Annotated in this window: 16 protein-coding genes; 12 read left to right on the forward strand and 4 right to left on the reverse strand. The window is 62.5% G+C overall.

Annotated elements, in window-relative coordinates:
* Nucleotides 1–13 precede the first annotated feature (13 nt).
* From rplK to ACXAD2_RS12830, 7 genes are all read left to right on the forward strand, one after another.
* Nucleotides 14–463: a 50S ribosomal protein L11 gene (rplK, locus tag ACXAD2_RS12800; protein ID WP_066104020.1), complete on the forward strand. Its 450-nt coding sequence runs from the start codon at nt 14–16 to the stop codon at nt 461–463.
* A gap of 1 nt (nt 464) precedes the next feature.
* On the forward strand, nt 465–1,163 hold the full coding sequence (gene rplA, locus ACXAD2_RS12805; protein ID WP_066104024.1) for a 50S ribosomal protein L1: 699 nt from the start codon (nt 465–467) through the stop codon (nt 1,161–1,163).
* A gap of 495 nt (nt 1,164–1,658) precedes the next feature.
* The gene (rplJ, locus tag ACXAD2_RS12810; RefSeq protein ID WP_066104027.1) at nt 1,659–2,171 is read left to right on the forward strand and encodes a 50S ribosomal protein L10; all 513 of its coding nucleotides are present in this window, start codon (nt 1,659–1,661) and stop codon (nt 2,169–2,171) included.
* 74 nt (nt 2,172–2,245) lie between these two features.
* Nucleotides 2,246–2,626 (forward strand): 50S ribosomal protein L7/L12, encoded by a 381-nt coding sequence (rplL, locus tag ACXAD2_RS12815; protein ID WP_066104030.1) that lies wholly within the window; start codon nt 2,246–2,248, stop codon nt 2,624–2,626.
* A 252-nt stretch (nt 2,627–2,878) separates the two neighbouring features.
* Nucleotides 2,879–7,015 (forward strand): DNA-directed RNA polymerase subunit beta, encoded by a 4,137-nt coding sequence (gene rpoB / locus ACXAD2_RS12820; RefSeq protein WP_475174860.1) that lies wholly within the window; start codon nt 2,879–2,881, stop codon nt 7,013–7,015.
* Nucleotides 7,016–7,092: 77 nt separating this feature from the next.
* A complete protein-coding gene (gene rpoC, locus ACXAD2_RS12825; RefSeq protein ID WP_475170522.1) occupies nt 7,093–11,346 on the forward strand; it encodes a DNA-directed RNA polymerase subunit beta' in 4,254 nt (1,417 codons plus the stop codon).
* 228 nt (nt 11,347–11,574) lie between these two features.
* On the forward strand, nt 11,575–12,483 hold the full coding sequence (locus tag ACXAD2_RS12830) for a DMT family transporter (RefSeq protein ID WP_475170524.1): 909 nt from the start codon (nt 11,575–11,577) through the stop codon (nt 12,481–12,483).
* Here the strand turns inward: ACXAD2_RS12830 and ACXAD2_RS12835 are convergent.
* Complete coding sequence (locus tag ACXAD2_RS12835; RefSeq protein WP_475170528.1) at nt 12,459–13,259, reverse strand: putative rhamnosyl transferase; 801 nt, start codon at nt 13,257–13,259, stop codon at nt 12,459–12,461. The genes ACXAD2_RS12830 and ACXAD2_RS12835 overlap by 25 nt on opposite strands.
* 375 nt (nt 13,260–13,634) lie before the next feature.
* Between ACXAD2_RS12835 and rpsL the strand changes: the two genes are divergently transcribed.
* From rpsL to tuf, 4 genes are all read left to right on the forward strand, one after another.
* Nucleotides 13,635–14,006, forward strand: coding sequence for a 30S ribosomal protein S12 (rpsL, locus tag ACXAD2_RS12840; protein WP_005862801.1), 372 nt, complete (start codon nt 13,635–13,637; stop codon nt 14,004–14,006).
* Between the two features lie 12 nt (nt 14,007–14,018).
* Complete coding sequence (gene rpsG / locus ACXAD2_RS12845) at nt 14,019–14,489, forward strand: 30S ribosomal protein S7 (RefSeq protein WP_066104045.1); 471 nt, start codon at nt 14,019–14,021, stop codon at nt 14,487–14,489.
* Between the two features lie 21 nt (nt 14,490–14,510).
* Nucleotides 14,511–16,634, forward strand: a complete 2,124-nt coding sequence (fusA, locus tag ACXAD2_RS12850) for an elongation factor G (protein WP_475170535.1) — start codon at nt 14,511–14,513, stop codon at nt 16,632–16,634.
* A gap of 82 nt (nt 16,635–16,716) precedes the next feature.
* Complete coding sequence (gene tuf, locus ACXAD2_RS12855; RefSeq protein WP_066102746.1) at nt 16,717–17,892, forward strand: elongation factor Tu; 1,176 nt, start codon at nt 16,717–16,719, stop codon at nt 17,890–17,892.
* Nucleotides 17,893–18,150: 258 nt separating this feature from the next.
* On the opposite strand, the gene ACXAD2_RS12860 is transcribed toward tuf, so the two are convergent.
* Together ACXAD2_RS12860 and ACXAD2_RS12865 are read right to left on the reverse strand one after the other, a co-directional pair.
* Nucleotides 18,151–18,387 (reverse strand): hypothetical protein, encoded by a 237-nt coding sequence (locus ACXAD2_RS12860; RefSeq protein ID WP_066102743.1) that lies wholly within the window; start codon nt 18,385–18,387, stop codon nt 18,151–18,153.
* A 156-nt stretch (nt 18,388–18,543) separates the two neighbouring features.
* Nucleotides 18,544–18,780 carry a hypothetical protein gene (locus tag ACXAD2_RS12865; protein ID WP_224906295.1) on the reverse strand — a complete coding sequence of 79 codons (237 nt, stop codon included), beginning with the start codon at nt 18,778–18,780 and terminating at the stop codon, nt 18,544–18,546.
* 394 nt (nt 18,781–19,174) lie between these two features.
* Here ACXAD2_RS12865 and ACXAD2_RS12870 point away from each other — a divergent pair, with 394 nt between their 5' ends.
* Nucleotides 19,175–20,182 (forward strand): zinc transporter ZntB, encoded by a 1,008-nt coding sequence (locus ACXAD2_RS12870; RefSeq protein ID WP_475170537.1) that lies wholly within the window; start codon nt 19,175–19,177, stop codon nt 20,180–20,182.
* 53 nt (nt 20,183–20,235) lie between these two features.
* Here ACXAD2_RS12870 and ACXAD2_RS12875 read toward each other — a convergent pair whose 3' ends face one another.
* Nucleotides 20,236–20,838, reverse strand: a complete 603-nt coding sequence (locus tag ACXAD2_RS12875; RefSeq protein WP_164184442.1) for a response regulator — start codon at nt 20,836–20,838, stop codon at nt 20,236–20,238.
* Nucleotides 20,839–20,871 lie beyond the last annotated feature (33 nt).

Genomic DNA, 20,871 nt, shown 5'->3' on the forward strand with positions numbered 1-20,871 from the left:
AAGGAGAGGCCAGATGGCCAAGAAACTTGCTGGCAAGATGAAGCTGCAGATCCCTGCAGGCAAAGCCAACCCGTCGCCGCCCGTGGGCCCGGCACTGGGTCAGCGCGGCATCAACATCATGGAATTCTGCAAGGCGTTCAACGCCAAGACGCAGGACATGGAAGTTGGCGCACCCTGCCCGACCGAGATCACCTACTATCAGGACAAGTCCTTCACCATGGACATTAAGACGCCCCCCGCGTCTTATTACCTGAAGAAGGCTGCCGGTCTGAAGCCCGTTGGCAAGCGTAACCGTCCCCGTGGTGCCGAGAACCCCGGCCGCGAGACCGTTGCGACCGTCACCGTCGCTCAGGTGCGTGAGATCGCCGAAGCGAAGATGAAGGACCTGTCGGCGAACGACGTCGAGCAGGCAATGCAGATCATCCTTGGCTCGGCCAAGTCGATGGGCATCGAGGTTAAGTAAGATGGCAAAACTCGGAAAACGCACCCGCGCCGCCCGTGAAGCCTTTGCCGGCAAAGAAGACGTGACCGTTGAAGAAGCGGTCGCTCTGATCAAGGCAAACGCCTCGGCCAAATTCGACGAAACCGTCGAGATCGCGATGAACCTCGGTGTTGACCCGCGTCACGCAGACCAGATGGTCCGCGGCGTTGTCGGCCTGCCCAACGGCACCGGCAAAACCGTGCGCGTCGCAGTCTTTGCACGTGGCCCGAAAGCTGAAGAAGCTCAGGCCGCTGGCGCAGACATCGTGGGCGCCGAAGACCTGATGGAAACCATTCAGGGCGGCACCATTGATTTCGATCGCTGCATCGCGACCCCGGACATGATGCCGATCGTCGGCCGTCTGGGCAAAGTGCTCGGCCCGCGCAACCTGATGCCGAACCCGAAGGTCGGCACCGTGACCATGGACGTCGCTCAGGCGGTCAAGGACGCGAAAGGTGGCCAGGTTCAGTTCAAGGTGGAAAAAGCTGGCGTGATCCACGCCGGCGTTGGCAAAGCGTCCTTCGACGAAGCCAAGCTCGCCGAGAACATCCGTGCCTTCGTTGGCGCGGTCGCCAAGGCGAAGCCGACCGGTGCAAAAGGCACCTACGTTCAGAAGATCTCGCTCAGCTCGACCATGGGCCCGGGCGTGTCGGTTGACGTGACCTCGGCCAACGTCGAGTGATCTGATCCGATCTGATTGCGAAGGCCCCGCCGGGAACGGTGGGGCCTTTTGCATTTGGGCGCGGTGTTGGCCTCGCCCGCCGCCAAGCCTCGGTGGGGCAGGGGAGACGGCGCAGTGAGGCGCGAATTGCCAGCCGTGGCGCTGGTTCGCATCTTAGACACCTGCGTGATTGCATCTTGCGGAACCGGTGGTAGACTGCGCGTCTCCGCATTTGGGGCGATCCGCCCTTGGCAAGGGGCGTAAAACCCGGTAAGCGGAGCAGACGAGGGCAGCGCACAATTCGTGGCGGCCCTCGATTTCGTCCGAGACGGTGGGTGAGTGGCGGATCGTTGATCTGTTTTCTCTTAAATCCTGCCTGAGACGGGAAGAGACATAACGTTCCGGGCCTTGTGTTCCGGTGGCGCGATGTGACGACCCGATCGGACCTTGAGGCCGGGGAGACCCGGCAGAACGAGCCGGAGGGGTCGAATCCCCTCCATAACTTGGAGTGAAACTGTGGATAGAGCCCAGAAAGAGAAAGTGGTCGAGGAACTCGGCCAGATCTTTGAAAGCTCTGGCGTCGTGGTGGTTAGCCGCTACGAAGGTCTCACGGTTGCCGAGATGACGGATCTTCGTGCCCGCGCCCGCGCGGCTGACACGTCGGTTCGCGTCGCCAAGAACAGGCTCGCCAAGATCGCTCTCAAGGGCTCGGAATGCGAAAGCATTTCGGAATACCTCGAGGGCATGACCGTTCTGACCTACTCCGAAGACCCCGTGGCAGCTGCCAAGGTGGTTGAGGACTTCGCCAAGGCAAACTCGAAGTTCGAGATCCTCGGCGGCGCAATGGGCGGAACGGCTCTGGACCGGGCCGGTGTCGAGGCCGTGTCGAAAATGCCGTCGCGCGATGAGCTTATTGCTTCCATCGTCGGCTGCATCGGCGCGCCTGCTTCGAACATCGCCGGTGCAATTGGCGCACCTGCATCGAACATCGCCTCAATTCTCTCGACCATCGAAGAGAAAGCGGCGTAACGGCATCCCACCAGATCTTCGTGGGGTTGAAGACCCGCACGTTGGAACACATCTAGCTAGACGGAATACGTAAAATGGCTGATCTTAAAGCACTTGCAGAGCAAATCGTCGGTCTGACGCTGCTCGAAGCACAAGAACTGAAAACCATCCTCAAGGACGAGTACGGCATCGAGCCCGCAGCAGGCGGCGCAGTGATGATGGCTGGTCCGGCAGCTGGCGGCGACGCAGCAGCTGAGGAAGAAAAGACCGAATTCGACGTGATCCTCAAGTCGGCAGGCGACAAGAAGATCAACGTGATCAAAGAAGTCCGCGGCATCACCGGCCTGGGCCTGAAAGAAGCCAAAGAGCTGGTGGAAGCCGGCGGCAAGGCTGTCAAAGAAGGCGTCTCCAAGGACGAAGCCGAAGAGATCAAGAAGAAGCTCGAAGAAGCAGGCGCGGAAATCGAGCTCAAGTAATTGCTGTCCGGGTCTGCCCGGAGCAATTGAGACTACAGGCTGGATCCGGAGTTTTCCGGGTCCAGCCGAACCCGTCTCAGAGAGGCCCCTTCTGCCGAAGGGCCGGGGCCTCTCTCAGGCGAGTTCCAGGATCGGGAGGCCTCTGGTGGGACAGGGGCCAGGAATGGATCGGAACACTGCCGTCTCGGATGGATGTGCTGCTGGTGCCCGACAGCATGCGCGTCCAGTGAGAAGCGAAAGGTGAACAGACCTATGGCGCAAAGCTTTCTTGGCCAGAAACGTCTCCGCAGATATTACGGTAAAATTCGCGAGGTTCTGGAGATGCCGAACCTCATCGAGGTTCAGAAAAGCTCCTACGAACTCTTCCTGAAATCCGGCGACCAGCTGCAGCCCACCGACGGTGAAGGCATCAAGGGCGTCTTCCAGTCGGTCTTCCCGATCAAGGATTTCAACGAGACCGCCGTTCTCGAGTTCGTCAACTACGAACTGGAAAAGCCCAAGTACGACGTCGAAGAGTGCATGCAGCGCGACATGACCTACAGCGCTCCGCTGAAGGTCACCCTGCGCCTCATCGTGTTTGATATCGACGAAGACACCGGTGCGAAGTCCGTCAAGGACATCAAGGAACAAGACGTCTTCATGGGCGACATGCCCCTGATGACCCCGAACGGTACGTTCATCGTGAACGGCACCGAACGCGTGATCGTGTCCCAGATGCACCGCTCGCCGGGCGTCTTCTTCGACCATGACAAAGGCAAGACCCACAGCTCGGGCAAGCTGCTCTTCGCCTGCCGCATCATCCCCTATCGCGGCTCCTGGCTCGACTTCGAATTCGACGCCAAGGACATCGTCTTTGCACGTATCGACCGCCGCCGGAAACTTCCGGTCACGACCCTGCTTTACGCACTGGGCCTTGGCCAAGAAGAGATCATGGATGCCTACTACGACACCGTGACCTACACGCTGCGTCGTGGCGAAGGCTGGGTGACGAAGTTCTTCCCCGAGCGGGTGCGCGGCACGCGCCCGACCCACGACCTCGTGGATGCGGACACCGGCGAGATCATCGCCGAGGCCACCAAAAAGGTGACCCCGCGCGCGGTGAAGAAGCTGATCGACGAAGGCAAGGTGAAGAACCTGCTGCTGCCGTTCGAGCAGATCGTCGGCAAATTCGTCGCCAAGGACATCATCAACGAAGAAACCGGCGCGATCTACGTCGAAGCTGGCGATGAGCTGACCTGGGAAGTCGACAAAGACGGCGACGTCACCGGCGGCACCCTGAAAGAGCTGGTCGACGCGGGCGTCACCGAGATCCCCGTTCTCGACATCGACAACATCACCGTCGGCGCCTACATGCGCAACACGATGGCGCAAGACAAGAACATGGACCGCAACAGCGCGCTCATGGACATCTACCGCGTCATGCGTCCGGGTGAGCCGCCGACCGTCGAGGCCGCTTCGGCCCTCTTCGACACGCTGTTCTTCGATAGCGAGCGCTACGACCTCTCGGCCGTTGGGCGCGTGAAGATGAACATGCGTCTGGCGCTCGACAAGCCGGACACTCAGCGCACGCTGGACCGTGACGATATCGTCAAGTGCATCAAGGCGCTGGTCGAACTGCGTGATGGCCGTGGCGAAGTGGACGACATCGACCACCTCGGCAACCGTCGCGTCCGTTCCGTCGGCGAGCTGATGGAAAACCAGTACCGCGTCGGCCTGCTCCGCATGGAGCGCGCGATCAAAGAGCGTATGTCGTCGGTCGAGATCGACACCGTCATGCCGCAGGACCTGATCAACGCGAAGCCCGCCGCTGCTGCCGTGCGCGAATTCTTCGGCTCGTCGCAGCTGTCGCAGTTCATGGACCAGACCAACCCGCTGTCGGAAGTGACGCACAAGCGTCGCCTGTCGGCCCTCGGGCCGGGCGGTCTGACCCGCGAACGCGCTGGCTTTGAGGTGCGCGACGTGCACCCGACCCACTACGGCCGGATGTGCCCGATTGAGACGCCGGAAGGCCCGAACATCGGTCTGATCAACTCGCTGGCCACCTTTGCCCGCGTCAACAAGTACGGCTTCATCGAAACCCCGTATCGTAAAGTTATCGATGCGAAGGTGACCGACGAAGTTCAGTACATGTCGGCGACCGAAGAGATGCGTCACACCGTGGCGCAGGCCAACGCGACGCTGGATGAAGACGGCAAGTTCATCAACGACCTCGTGTCGACCCGCCAGTCGGGCGACTATACGCTCGCGCCGCGCGAAAGCGTCGACCTGATCGACGTCTCGCCGAAGCAGCTGGTCTCGGTCGGTGCCTCGCTCATCCCGTTCCTCGAAAACGACGACGCCAACCGCGCACTGATGGGCGCGAACATGCAGCGTCAGGCCGTGCCCGTCCTGAAATCCGAGGCGCCGCTGGTCGGCACCGGGATCGAAGAAGTCGTGGCGCGCGACTCTGGCGCGGCGATCATGGCCAAGCGCGGCGGCATCATCGACCAAGTTGATGCGCAGCGTATCGTGATCCGTGCGACCGATGGTCTCGAGCCGGGCGATCCGGGCGTTGACATCTACCGCATGCGCAAGTTCCAGCGTTCGAACCAGAACACCTGCATCAACCAGCGTCCGCTGGTGAAAGTGGGTGACAAGGTCGGCAAAGGTGAAGTGATTGCAGACGGCCCGTCCACCGACATCGGTGAACTGGCGCTCGGCAAGAACATCATCGTCGCCTTCATGCCCTGGAACGGCTACAACTACGAAGACTCGATCCTGATCTCCGAGCGCATCGCGCGTGACGACGTCTATACCTCGATCCACATCGAGGAATTCGAAGTTGCCGCCCGCGACACCAAGCTTGGGCCGGAAGAGATCACCCGCGACATTCCCAACGTCGGCGAGGAAGCTCTGCGCAACCTCGACGAAGCCGGTATCGTGTATATCGGTGCGGATGTGGAGCCGGGCGACATTCTTGTCGGCAAGATCACTCCGAAGGGCGAAAGCCCGATGACGCCGGAAGAGAAACTCCTCCGCGCCATCTTCGGTGAGAAAGCTTCGGACGTGCGTGACACCTCGCTGCGCGTGAAGCCGGGCGACTACGGCACCGTCGTGGAAGTTCGCGTCTTCAACCGTCACGGCGTGGAAAAAGACGAACGTGCGCTGCAGATCGAGCGTGAGGAAGTCGAACGTCTGGCCCGTGACCGGGACGACGAGCTCGCCATTCTCGACCGCAACATCTATGCCCGTCTCAAGGACCTCGTCCTGGGCAAGACCGCGGTGAAGGGTCCGAAGGGCGTGCGCCCGAACTCGGAGATCAACGAAGAGCTTCTCGAAAGCCTGAGCCGTGGCCAGTGGTGGCAGCTTGCTCTCGCCGAGGAAGCAGACGCGCAGATCGTCGAGGCCCTGCACGAGCAGTACGAGGCGCAGAAGCGCGCGCTCGACGCCCGTTTCGAGGACAAGGTCGAGAAAGTCCGTCGTGGCGACGACCTGCCGCCGGGCGTGATGAAGATGGTCAAAGTCTTCGTCGCGGTGAAGCGCAAGCTGCAGCCGGGCGACAAGATGGCCGGCCGTCACGGCAACAAGGGTGTTGTGTCGCGCGTGGTTCCGATCGAGGACATGCCGTTCCTTGCGGATGGTACCCCGGTCGACTTCTGCCTCAACCCGCTGGGCGTGCCGTCGCGTATGAACGTCGGTCAGATTCTTGAAACCCACATGGGTTGGGCCGCACGCGCTCTGGGCAACCAGATCGACGAGGGCCTGCAGGAATACCGCCGTTCCGGCGACATCACCCCGGTTCGCGAGGCGATGCGTCATGCCTATGGTGCCGAGGTCTACGCCGAGGGCATCGAGGGCATGGAGGAGTATCAGCTTCTCGAAGCCGCCTCGAATGCAACCCGCGGTGTGCCGATCGCGACGCCGGTCTTCGACGGCGCCAAGGAAGCCGATGTGAACGACGCGCTGCAGCGCGCGGGCATCAACCAGTCCGGTCAGTCGGTGCTGTTCGATGGCCGCACCGGCGATCAGTTCGCACGTGAGGTGACGGTGGGCGTGAAATACATGCTCAAGCTGCACCACCTTGTCGACGACAAGATCCACGCGCGTTCCACCGGCCCGTACTCGCTTGTCACGCAGCAGCCGCTGGGTGGTAAGGCGCAGTTCGGTGGCCAGCGTTTCGGGGAGATGGAAGTCTGGGCTCTGGAAGCCTATGGCGCCGCCTACACCCTGCAGGAAATGCTGACCGTGAAGTCGGACGACGTGGCAGGCCGGACCAAGGTCTACGAAAGCATCGTCAAGGGCGAGGACAACTACGAGGCGGGCGTTCCCGAGAGCTTCAACGTTCTCGTGAAAGAAGTCCGCGGCCTCGGCCTGAACATGGAACTCCTGGACGCGGAGGACGAGGAATAACGGCCCTTCCAGCCACCGCGCGGGGCATCGGTCCCGCGCGGCTCCTCTCTCCAAGCCCTGTCATTTAGGAAGACGACATGAACCAGGAACTGACGAACAACCCGTTCAACCCGCTGACCCCGCCGAAGGTCTTCGACGAGATCAAAGTGTCGCTGGCGTCGCCCGAGCGGATCCTCTCGTGGTCCTACGGCGAGATCAAGAAACCCGAGACGATCAACTACCGTACGTTCAAGCCCGAGCGTGACGGCCTGTTCTGCGCGCGCATTTTTGGCCCGATCAAGGACTACGAATGCCTGTGCGGCAAATATAAGCGCATGAAGTATCGCGGCGTTGTCTGCGAAAAATGCGGCGTCGAGGTGACCCTGCAGAAAGTGCGCCGCGAGCGCATGGGCCACATCGAGCTCGCAGCCCCCTGCGCGCACATCTGGTTCCTGAAGTCGCTGCCCTCGCGCATCGGCCTCATGCTGGACATGACGCTGCGTGACCTCGAGCGCGTGCTGTACTTCGAAAACTACGTGGTGATCGAGCCCGGTCTCACCGATCTGACCTACGGCCAGATGATGACCGAGGACGAGTTCCTCGACGCGCAGGACCAGTACGGCGCCGACGCGTTCAGCGCCAACATCGGTGCCGAAGCGATCCGCGAGATGCTGGCCGCCATCGACCTCGAAGCCGAGGCCGAGCAGCTGCGCGCCGACCTCAAGGAAGCGACCGGCGAGCTCAAGCCCAAGAAGATCATCAAGCGTCTGAAGGTGGTGGAATCCTTCCTCGAGTCGGGCAACCGTCCCGAGTGGATGATCCTCACCGTGATCCCGGTCATCCCGCCCGAGCTGCGCCCGCTGGTGCCGCTGGACGGTGGCCGCTTCGCGACCTCGGACCTGAACGACCTCTACCGCCGCGTGATCAACCGGAACAACCGCCTCAAGCGGCTGATCGAACTGCGCGCGCCGGACATCATCGTCCGCAACGAAAAGCGGATGCTGCAGGAAGCCGTCGACGCTCTGTTCGACAACGGCCGTCGTGGCCGCGTCATCACCGGTGCCAACAAGCGCCCGCTGAAGTCGCTGTCGGACATGCTGAAAGGTAAGCAGGGCCGCTTCCGTCAGAACCTTCTGGGTAAGCGCGTCGACTTCTCGGGCCGTTCGGTCATCGTGACCGGTCCGGAACTCAAGCTGCACCAGTGTGGCCTGCCGAAGAAGATGGCGCTCGAACTGTTCAAGCCCTTCATCTACTCGCGCCTCGAGGCCAAAGGCCTGTCGAGCACCGTGAAGCAGGCGAAGAAGCTGGTCGAGAAAGAGCGTCCCGAGGTGTGGGACATCCTCGACGAGGTGATCCGCGAGCACCCGGTTCTGCTGAACCGTGCGCCGACGCTGCACCGTCTGGGCATTCAGGCGTTCGAACCCCAGCTGATCGAAGGCAAGGCCATTCAGCTGCACCCGCTCGTCTGCTCGGCGTTCAACGCTGACTTCGACGGTGACCAGATGGCCGTTCACGTGCCGCTGTCGCTCGAAGCGCAGCTTGAAGCACGCGTGCTGATGATGTCGACGAACAACGTTCTGTCGCCGGCAAACGGCAGCCCGATCATCGTTCCGTCGCAGGATATGATCCTTGGCCTGTACTACACCACCATCATGCGCGAAGGCATGAAGGGCGAGGGCATGAAGTTCTCGAACATCGAAGAGGTGGAGCACGCTCTGACCTCCGGTGAGGTGCACCTGCATGCCAAGATCGAATGCCGCGTCAAGCAGATCGACGAAGAGGGCAACGAGGTCGTCAAACGCTATGAGACGACCCCGGGCCGCGTGCGCCTCGGCGCGCTGCTGCCGATGAACGCCAAGGCTCCGTTCGATCTGGTCAACACGCTGCTGCGTAAGAAAGACGTGCAGAAGGTCATCGACACCGTCTACCGCTACTGCGGTCAGAAAGAGTTGGTCATCTTCTGTGACCAGATCATGTCGATGGGCTTCAAAGAAGCGTTCCGTGCCGGCATCTCGTTCGGCAAGGACGACATGGTCATCCCCGACAACAAGTGGGAACTGGTCGAGGAAACTCGCGATCAGGTGAAGGACTTCGAGCAGCAGTATCTCGACGGTCTGATCACCCAGGGCGAGAAGTACAACAAGGTGGTGGACGCCTGGTCGAAGTGTAACGACAAGGTGACCGACGCCATGATGAACACCATCTCGGCCAACAAGCGCGCCGAGGACGGGTCGGAAATGGAGCCGAACTCGGTTTACATGATGGCCCACTCCGGTGCGCGTGGCTCGGTCACCCAGATGAAGCAGCTGGGCGGGATGCGCGGCCTGATGGCGAAGCCGAACGGCGACATCATCGAGACCCCGATCATCTCGAACTTCAAAGAAGGCCTGACCGTTCTCGAGTACTTCAACTCGACCCACGGTGCCCGTAAGGGTCTGTCGGATACCGCTCTGAAGACGGCAAACTCGGGTTACCTGACCCGTCGTCTGGTGGACGTGGCGCAGGACTGCATCGTGCGTGCGCACGACTGTGGCACCGACCGCGCGATCACCGCAGAAGCGGCTGTCAACGACGGTGAGGTTGTCGCCTCGCTCGCAGAGCGTATCCTCGGCCGTGTGGCTGCGGATGACATCCCGCACCCCGTTACCGGCGAAGTGCTGGTGCGTGCCGGTCAGCTCATCGACGAGCGTATGGCCGACGTGATCGACGAGGCGGCCGTGCAGTCCACGCGCATCCGCTCGCCGCTGACCTGTGAGGCCGAAGAGGGCGTCTGCGCCATGTGCTATGGCCGTGACCTCGCACGCGGCACCATGGTCAACACCGGTGAAGCTGTCGGCATCATCGCCGCGCAGTCGATCGGTGAACCGGGCACGCAGCTGACGATGCGGACCTTCCACATCGGCGGCGTTGCTCAGGGTGGCCAGCAGTCCTTCCAGGAAGCCTCGCAGGAAGGCATCATCGAGTTCGAGAACGCCTCGACCCTCGAGAATTCCATCGGCGAGACGCTCATCATGGGCCGCAACATGAAGCTGCGGATCATGGGTGAGGACGGCAAGGAACGTGCGAGCCACAAGCTCGGCTACGGCACCAAGCTGTTCGTCAAGGAAGGCCAGAAGGTCGCCCGCGGCGACAAGCTGTTCGAGTGGGACCCCTACACCCTGCCGATCCTGGCGGAGGCCGACGGTGTCGCCAAGCATGTGGACCTCACCAATGGTGTGGCCGTGCGCGACGAGACCGACGATGCCACCGGCATGACCCAGAAGATCGTGATCGACTGGCGTGCGGCACCGAAGGGCAACGAGCTCAAGCCGGAAATCATCCTGATGGATGCCGATGGCGAGCCCGTCCGCAACGCGGCTGGCAACCCGATCACCTACCCGATGTCGGTCGACGCGATCCTGTCGTGCGAAGACGGGCAGGAGATCAAGGCCGGTGACGTTCTGGCGCGTATCCCGCGTGAAGGCGCGAAGACGAAGGACATTACCGGTGGTCTGCCGCGTGTGGCCGAACTCTTCGAAGCGCGTCGTCCGAAGGACCACGCCATCATCGCCGAGATCGACGGCTATGTGCGCTTTGGCAAGGACTACAAGAACAAGCGCCGCATCGCGATCGACCCGGTCGACGACACGCTGGAGCCCAAGGAATACATGATCCCCAAGGGCAAGCACATTCCGGTGGTCGAGGGCGATTACGTCCAGAAGGGCGACTACATCATGGACGGCAACCCGGCGCCGCATGACATCCTGGCCATCATGGGTGTCGAGGCTCTGGCGAACTACATGATCGACGAAGTCCAGGACGTCTATCGACTGCAGGGCGTGAAGATCAACGACAAGCACGTCGAGGTCATCGTCCGTCAGATGCTGCAGAAGTGGGAAATCCACGACTCCGGCGACACCACGCTGCTCAAAGGCGAGCATGTGGACAAGGCGGAGTTCGACGCGGCCAACGAGAAGATCGAGAAGAAGGGCGGCCGTCCGGCGACGGGCGAGCCCATCCTGCTCGGCATCACCAAAGCGTCGCTGCAGACCCGTTCGTTCATCTCGGCGGCCTCCTTCCAGGAGACCACCCGCGTCCTCACCGAGGCTTCGGTGCAGGGCAAGAAGGACAAGCTGGTCGGCCTCAAGGAGAACGTCATCGTGGGCCGCCTGATCCCGGCGGGCACCGGTGGCGCGACCCAGCGGGTGCGTCGCATCGCGACGGAGCGCGACAACAAGGTGATCGAAGTGCGCCGCGACGAGGCCGAACAGGCCGCGCTGCTGGCCGCGCCCGAAGCCTCGGCGGAGAGCGACGTGATCGGTGGCGACGAGTTCGACACGCTGGTCGTGGACACGCCGGAAAGCCGCGAGTAATCGCAGCGGCCGAAAGGTCCGGACAAGATCGGCCCCCGCGCCTCGGCGCGGGGGCTTTTTTGTGCTCTGGTGGTGCTAAGGGGCAGGGGAGGGGGCGCTGCCCCCTCGCCGCTGCGCGGCTCACCCCCGGCGTATTTTCAAAGAGAAGAAGACACGGCGGCGGATGTTTTCGTGCGCAGTATCGTTTCCTCGTGGTGGCGGCGCGGCGGCGGTGCTAGCGCAGGGCGCATGAAGAGCCTTTCGGACAACAGCCGCGGCGTGCTCCTGATGATCGGGAATATGGCCGCCTTCACCTTCAGCGACGCCTGCGTGAAAGCCATCGGCTCGGCCCTGCCGCTGTCACAGGTTCTGGTGCTGCGCGGGATCGTCGCGAGCCTTTGCATCGCGCTGCTTGCCGTTCGCCTCGGGGCTTTCCGCTACCGTCCGGGCCGGCGCGACGCTGCCCTGATGGCGCTGCGCGGGGTGGCCGAATGCGGCTCGGCCTATTTTTTCCTGACTGCCTTGCGCAACATGCCCTTGGCCAATGCCACGGCGCTTTTGCAGATGGTGCCGCTGACGGTGACCCTGGGCAGCGCGGTGTTCTTTTCCGAGCCGGTTGGCTGGCGTCGCTGGCTGGCGATCGCGGGCGGCTTTCTGGGGATGCTGCTGATCGTCCGGCCCGGCACCGAAGGGTTTAACGCCTATTCCCTGCTGGCGCTGGCGGCGGTCGGCTCGGTCACGCTGCGCGATCTGGCCACGCGGCGCCTGTCGCCCTCAGTGCCTTCGATGCAGGTCACCCTGTCGTCGGCCATGTCGGTGCTGCTGCTTGCGGGCCTCTGGTCTCTGGGCGAGGACTGGCAGCCGCTGGACGGCCGGCTGTCGTTGCTGATGCTGGGGACCAGCGTGCTCATCGTCGCGGGCTACACGCTGAGCGTGATGGCGATGCGCGTGGGCGACGTGGGGTTCATCGCGCCGTTCCGCTACACCGGGCTCATATGGGCGCTGCTGCTGGGGCTGGTGGTCTGGGGCGAAGTGCCCGCGCCGCTCACCCTAATGGGGGCGGCGGTCATCGCGGCGATGGGCAGTTTTACCCTTTGGCGTGAGCGCCAGCTGCGTGGGGCAGGGCGGGGCGCTCAGGCGAAGACGCGGCGGATGTGATCGCAGTCGACGGCGAAGCGGCGTTTGATCTCGGCTTCGCCTTGGGCATCGAGCCGCGGCAGATCGACCGGTTTCACGTGTTTCTTTTGCCGCGAGTTGTTGTGATCATTGTGCCCGCGCAGATACATCGGGCTGTCGGTGAAGCTGAGCGTCGGCATGAACTGGATCAGCTTTTGGTGGCCGAAGTTCATGATGCTCTGCCGCACGCCCGGCGCCACGGCGACCGCCTGCGCCACCCCCCAGAAAGGGGTCATGCAGGGCTCGGCGCAGAGGCCTTCGGCGTCGGGGCGGGCGACATAGCCTCGGTTCCAATCGAGCGCGACAAGGCGGTGGCGTGCGCGCAGGGCAGAGATGTCGAGGGCGGCGGCGCGCAGCCCTTCGACGAAATTCACGGCGACCGCGTCATCGTCGTCATGGCGGAACTCGAGGCAGGGCTGGCTCATGTCCCGCGCCGCGTTGATCACCTGCTGACACACCTGCCGGTGCGGACCGGGCGGACGAGAGACGATGCGGGCCTGCGGAAAATCGGCGATGAGCGCGCGCAGCCGTTCGAGGTAGATCGCGGGCATCGCCTCGCCGACCAATATGAGGAAGGTGAAGTCGCCATCGCTCTGCGCCTTCAGCCCGGGCAGGCAGATGCATTCGAAATGGCGCAGTCTTTCCTCCATCCGCGCGGGCGCGTAGAGATAGGCGGTGCGGGCCTCGATGCTGTCATGTTCGACCTGAAAGCCGCCCTCGGCGGGGTAGGAAAAACGGCACAGGCCGATGATCTGCATGGGCGAATGGCTCCTCTTGGGTGTCCCGCATATGCTTGGCATCGCCGCCACCGGCTGACAAGCGGCGGGTCGTGTTGACAAGCCGGGCGACTCCCCCTATACGCGCCTCAATCCGGTGGTAGGCCCAAGTGCGTCCGCCGCATTCTACAGAACTAGCGTGGTCAAGATCGGCGTCACAGGCCCCGATCCTCTGCAGACCCACCGCGACGTCACCCATGTCCGGGGACGTATGCGGTATTTTGTCGTTACTGCCCTCTGGGTCGGTTGCGGCACGGACAAAACCGGTGACCTGCGGACGCGTAGGGCGCCTTTTGCTTGAACCGCATGGGGGGCTCCCCGTGCACACATATGTGAGAATTACGGGGAACAACCCATATGCCCACGATCCAACAGCTGATCCGCAAGCCGCGGCAGCCGAAAGTCAAACGTTCGAAGTCGCAGCACCTGGAACAGTGCCCGCAGAAGCGCGGCGTCTGCACCCGCGTCTACACCACCACGCCTAAGAAGCCGAACTCGGCAATGCGTAAGGTGGCCAAGGTGCGTCTGACCAACGGCTACGAAGTCATCTCCTACATCCCGGGTGAATCGCACAACCTGCAGGAGCACTCTGTTGTGCTCATCCGCGGCGGCCGTGTGAAAGACCTTCCGGGTGTCCGTTATCACATCCTGCGCGGTGTCCTCGACACCCAGGGCGTCAAAGACCGGAAGCAGCGCCGCTCCAAGTACGGCGCGAAGCGTCCGAAGTAAGAGGATATATAAATGTCTCGTCGTCACGCCGCCGAAAAACGCGAAGTCCTGCCCGACGCCAAGTATGGCGACCGGGTTCTGACCAAATTCATGAACAACCTGATGATCGACGGCAAGAAGTCGGTCGCAGAGCGCATCGTCTACAACGCCCTCGAGCGCGTTGAAGGCAAGGTAAAGCGCGCGCCCGTGGAAGTGTTCCACGAGGCTCTCGACAACATCAAGCCGGCCGTCGAAGTTCGTTCGCGCCGCGTTGGTGGTGCCACCTACCAGGTTCCCGTCGAAGTGCGCCCCGAGCGCCGCGAAGCCCTGGCAATCCGCTGGCTGATCGCCGCATCGCGTTCGCGTAACGAGAACACGATGGAAGAGCGTCTCGCGGGTGAGCTTCTGGACGCCGTGCAATCGCGTGGCTCCGCTGTTAAGAAGCGCGAAGACACCCATAAGATGGCCGACGCGAACAAAGCGTTCAGCCACTACCGCTGGTAAGCTCCGGAAAGGCAAACCAACATGGCACGCGAATATCCCCTCCAGCGTTACCGCAACTTCGGGATCATGGCCCACATCGACGCGGGCAAGACCACGACGACGGAACGCATCCTGTATTACACCGGCCGTTCGCACAAGATCGGCGAAGTCCACGATGGCGCAGCCACCATGGACTGGATGGAGCAGGAGCAGGAGCGCGGCATCACCATCACGTCCGCCGCGACCACCACGTTCTGGCAGTGGCAGGAAGATCCGACCGAGGAAGGTACCTCGGACACGAAATTCCGCTACAACATCATCGACACCCCCGGCCACGTTGACTTCACCATCGAAGTCGAGCGTTCGCTGGCCGTGCTCGACGGTGCGATCTGTCTCCTCGACGGCAACGCCGGTGTGGAACCGCAGACCGAGACCGTGTGGCGTCAGGCTGACCGCTACAAGGTGCCGCGCATCGTGTTCGTCAACAAGATGGACAAGATCGGCGCTGACTTCTTCAACTGCGTGAAGATGATCAAGGACCGTACGGGCGCAACCCCGGTCCCCGTCAACTTCCCGATCGGTGCAGAAGACCAGCTCGAAGGCATCGTCGACCTCGTGACCATGGAAGAGTGGGTCTGGCAGGGTGAAGACCTCGGCGCATCCTGGGTGCGTCAGCCGATCCGCGACGACCTGAAAGACGTGGCAGACGAGTGGCGTTCGCACCTCATCGAGAATGCTGTTGAGCAGGACGATGCGGCGATGGAAGCCTATCTCGAAGGCGAAGAGCCCGACGTTCCCACCCTGCGGAACCTGATCCGTAAGGGCACGCTGTCGCTGTCCTTCGTTCCGGTTCTGGGTGGCTCGGCGTTCAAGAACAAGGGCGTTCAGCCCCTGCTCAACGCTGTGGTCGACTTCCTGCCCGGCCCCCTCGACGTTCCGCCGTACATGGGCTTCTCGCCGGATGACGAGACCGAGACCCGGAACATCGAGCGTCGTGCTTCGGACGAAGAGCCCTTCTCGGGCCTCGCGTTCAAGATCATGAACGACCCCTTCGTGGGCTCGCTCACCTTCACCCGTATCTACTCCGGTACGATGAAGAAGGGCAATTCGATCATGAACTCGACCAAGGGTAAGAAAGAGCGCATCGGTCGTATGATGATGATGCACTCGAACAACCGGGAAGAGATCGAAGAAGCCTTCGCAGGCGACATCATCGCGCTGGCCGGCCTCAAAGAGACCACCACCGGTGACACCCTCTGCGACGCGCAGAAGCAGGTCGTTCTCGAAACCATGACCTTCCCCGATCCCGTTATCGAGATCGCGGTCGAGCCGAAGACCAAGGCTGACCAAGAGAAGATGTCCCAGGGTCTGGCCCGTCTGGCCGCAGAAGACCCCTCCTTCCGCGTGGAGACCGACCTCGAGTTCGGTCAGACCATCATGAAGGGCATGGGCGAACTTCACCTGGACATCCTCGTTGACCGTCTGAAGCGCGAGTTCAAGGTTGAGGCGAACATCGGTGCGCCGCAGGTGGCTTACCGCGAGACCATCGGTCACGAGATCGAGCACACCTACACCCACAAGAAACAGTCGGGTGGTTCGGGTCAGTTCGCAGAGGTCAAGCTGGTCATCAGCCCAACCGAAGCGGGCGAAGGCTACTCGTTCGAGAGCAAGATCGTCGGCGGTGCTGTTCCGAAGGAATACATCCCGGGCGTCGAAAAGGGCATCAAGTCGGTCATGGACTCCGGTCCGCTGGCAGGCTTCCCGGTGATCGACTTCAAGGTCGCGCTGATCGACGGTAAGTTCCACGACGTGGACTCCTCGGTTCTGGCCTTCGAAATCGCGTCGCGGATGGCAATGCGCGAAGGTCTGCGCAAGGCTGGCGCGAAGCTGCTCGAGCCGATGATGAAGGTCGAAGTGATCACGCCGGAAGAGTACACCGGTTCGATCATCGGTGACCTCACCTCCCGCCGTGGTCAGGTGTCGGGTCAGGAGCCGCGCGGCAACGCCGTCGCAGTTCAGGCCTTCGTGCCGCTGGCCAACATGTTCGGCTACATCAACACCCTGCGCTCGATGTCCTCGGGCCGCGCGCAGTTCACGATGCAGTTCGACCACTACGATCCGGTTCCGCAGAACATCTCGGACGAGATCCAGGCGAAATACGCATAAGCAGCGGTGCGGGGCTCGGCCCCGCACCCTACCCAAGTAGGGTGCGTGCACGCACGCACCGCCACCGACCAAGGAGGCCATCATGGCAAAGGAAAAGTTTGAGCGCGGCAAACCGCACTGCAACATCGGCACGATCGGTCACGTTGACCACGGCAAAACCACGCTGACCGCAGCGATCACCAAATACTTCGGTGACTTCCGTGCGTACGACCAGATCGACGGCGCGCCGGAAGAAAAAGCACGCGGCATCACGATCTCGACCGCGCACGTGGAATACGAGACCGAAGCACGCCACTACGCACACGTGGACTGCCCTGGTCACGCCGACTACGTGAAGAACATGATCACCGGCGCGGCGCAGATGGACGGCGCGATCCTGGTTGTGAACGCAGCTGACGGCCCGATGCCGCAGACCCGCGAGCACATCCTTCTGGGCCGCCAGGTGGGTATCCCCGCCATGGTCGTGTTCCTGAACAAGGTCGACCAGGTGGACGATCCGGAACTGCTCGAGCTGGTGGAAATGGAAGTCCGCGAGCTGCTGTCCGAGTACGACTTCCCGGGCGACGACATTCCGATCATCGCAGGCTCGGCTCTGGCCGCAATGGAAGGCCGCGATCCGGAAATCGGCGAAGAGAAGATCAAGGAACTGATGGCTGCTGTGGACGAGTACATCCCGCAGCCGGAGCGTGCCGTTGACCAGCCGTTCCTGATGCCGATCGAAGACGTGTTCTCGATCTCGGGCCGCGGCACCGTTGTGACCGGCCGTGTGGAGCGTGGCGTTGTGAACGTCGGCGACGAACTGGAAATCGTCGGCATCCGCGACACCAAGAAGACCACCTGCACCGGTGTGGAAATGTTCCGCAAGCTGCTCGACCGCGGTGAAGCAGGCGACAACATCGGCGCCCTGCTGCGCGGCATCGACCGTGAAGGCGTTGAGCGTGGTCAGGTTCTGTGTAAGCCGGGTTCGGTGAAGCCGCACACCAAGTTCGAGTGTGAGGTCTACATCCTGACCAAGGAAGAAGGTGGCCGTCACACGCCGTTCTTCGCGAACTACCGTCCGCAGTTCTACTTCCGCACCACCGACGTGACCGGCACCGTGACCCTCCCCGAGGGCACCGAGATGGTCATGCCGGGCGACAACCTGAAGTTCACCGTCGAACTGATCGCACCGATCGCGATGGAAGACGGCCTGCGTTTCGCCATCCGTGAAGGTGGCCGGACCGTGGGTTCGGGCGTCGTCTCGAAAATCCTCGAGTGATGCATGCGCGCCCGGCAGCTACGCCGGGTAGCAGATCGGGAAAGGGTCGCCCCAGGGCGGCCCTTTTTCGTTGGTGAAGGGATGTGCCAGGCCGCCTTCGTGGGGGAGCGCTGCGGGCGGCAGAGGGCGCAGGCCGCATCGTCGCCGGACTGATAGGCCTCAAACACAACTGCGCCCCCGCAGGGCTCTGCGGGGGCGCGTTGCGTCTGGTGCTGTGAAGCTGTGCTGGCGCGGCCTTCAGGCCGCGACCGGCGGAGCTTAGTTCAGCGACTGGATCAGCGCTTCGGTCACGCCGATTTTCTTGGCTGCGCCTTCGGTCTGCTGCAGCGTGTGCGCCACGGCGACGATCTGCTGGTCGCTCAGGCCCGAGAGGTCGGCGTTCGGCACGTTCGCCTCGATCACGCGCGCGGCGTTTGCGGCGGCGGAGGGGGCTGCGGAGGCGACGCCGGTGAGGGCTGCGGTGGCGATGAGAGTGGATGCGATAAGCGTTTTCATGGGAGGTTCCTTCCGTAACTTTGAAGCGGGCATTCTGCGATGCCATTGTGCTTTGATGCGCGTTTGGGCGCGGGGGGCTTGGCGGACGGGCCGGTCAGAGCGGCTGGCCCATCCGTCTGGTCGGCGAGCTCACGCCGCGACGGGCGTGGCAGGCGATCAATTCAGCGTCTCGATCAGTGCCTTTGCGACGGCTGCTTTCTGCGAGGCGTTGTCGAGGTCATCCACGGTTTGCACAACCGAGATGAGCTCGGCGTCGGTCAGGCCGGACAGGTTGGTGCCGGGCACGAGCTGCTGCAGCTCTTTCTGTGCGGGAGCTGCGGTAGCGGTAGCAGCCGAAGCGGCGCCGGTCAGAGCTGCGGTTGCAACGAGGGCGGATGCGATAAGAGTTTTCATAACGACGTTCCTTTTTACTCCTGGATCAGCGGTGGCGTCAGGCGTCGCCGCGTCCCGTTTCGTTTCGGGATGAGTGATAAATCGTTATTCCACGGCCATTTAGCAAATCACGGGAGCGCTCACAGCGGATCGCGAAAGCGTGCACTTGAAAGTGAGCACGCAAATCCCAATGAGTTCATAAACTGCACAAAATAGGAGCAATTGAACTGCCGGGTTTAGTTTTAGTCTGTCCATTTTCGTGAAGATGAGTTCGAAAACCCCGGGGTTTCCAAAAAAGAACCAGATGCTGTGCGAAAATGAACAGATGCGCGGGGAAGGTGGCGGTGACGCGACAACTGCATGAAATTTAAGTAACATTTCATGACCTGGCGGGACTTGCCCTTTGCGGCGGCCAATGTACCTTTTCGCCATGCAAAACCTTGTGCCGCGCCCCGCAGATCTTATCGAAACCGGATTCGTCCTCGACGGGCCGAACGCGGGGCGCAGATTAACGCCCGCTGAGGCCCCCGAGGTGCTGCGCAGCGAGACTTTGGGCTGGGTTCATCTCAAAGCCTCACACGCGGATGCTCCGGGATGGATCGTCGAGAATTTGTCGTATCTCGATCCGACGATCATCGACGCGCTGGTCGCCGAAGAGACCCGGCCGCGCATCACGCGGATTGGCGACGGGTTGATCGTCATCCTGCGCGGGATCAACACGATCGAGGGCGACGACCCCGAAGACATGGTCTCGATCCGCCTCTGGATCGACCAGCAGCGCATCGTCAGCCTGTCGCGGCGGAAGGTGAGGGCGGTGGACGATATTGCACATGCGCTCGAGCTTGGGGGCGGACCGAAGGATTGCGCGGAATTTCTGTCGCTGCTGGTCGAGCGCCTGACCTACCGGATCGAATCTTTCTGGCGCGGCATCGAAGAGGAGGCCGACCAGCTTGAAGAGGATGTGCTGGAAGAGACCCATGACGCCATGCGCCAGCAACTGGTCGAATTGCGCCGCCGTGCGATCATCCTGCGCCGTTACCTGCTGCCGCAGCGCGACGCGCTGAAGGTGCTGCAAACCAGCCATCCCAATTGGCTAGAAGCCGACGACCTGCGCCAGATGGAAGAGGAACTGGACGCGATCGAGCGTGTGGTCGAAGACGCGGATGCGATGCGCGAGCGGATGGCGCTTGTGCGCGATGAACTGGCCGGGCAACTGTCGGACCGGCTCAATCGCAACATGTATATGCTGTCGGTGCTGTCGGCGCTGTTCCTGCCGCTGGGCTTTCTCACGGGGCTCTTTGGGATCAACGTCGCCGGGATGCCGGGCGCGGGAGAGCCCATGGCCTTCTGGATGTTCTGCGGCGGTCTGGCGGTGGTGGTGGGGCTGCAACTGCTGATCCTGCGCCGCCTGCGCTGGATTTAGGGCGGCTGGATTTAGGGCGCGGGTCTAGGGCGCAGAGCCCCCCAGCGCGCCGCTCAGGCCAGGTTCAGCTCTTTGGCGATCATCGCTGCATGGGTGCGGTTGCGCGCCTCCAGCTTACGGCTGAGCGTCTTCACATGCAGCTTGATCGTCACTTCCTGCAGATCGAGGTCGCGGGCGATTTCCTTGTTGGATTTGCCCTCGCAGAGCCCGCGCAACACCTCGCGTTCGCGCGGGGTCAGTTCGGCGGCCTTGCCGTCGGGGGCCTGCGTCATGAAGCTGTAGGGGGCAAAGATCTCGCCCGCCGCCATCACCTGCGCGGCGCTGACGATGGTTTTGGACGGCAGGGTCTTGGGAATGAACCCGGCGGCGCCCGAGCGGATCGCGGCCTGAGCGATATCGGCGGTTGCGGTGCCCGAGAGCAGGGCGACGGGCACGCCGCCGCAGACGTCGCGCATCCGGTCGAGGCCCGAAAGACCAGCCATGCCGGGCATGTTGTAATCGAGCAGGATCAGATCGAAGGCCAGCCCACGCTCGACCAGCGCGATCGCCTCGTCCAGCGTTGCGGCGGTGAACACCTCGTCGATACCTTCCGAGCGGAGGAAGGCGGCGATCGTCTCGCGGACGAGATCGTGGTCATCAGCGACCAGAATACGCATGTGTCCTCCTGCCAAGACCTCTGCTTGCAGCAA

It is taken from the genome of Salipiger sp. ABN3_019 (assembly GCF_056158605.1).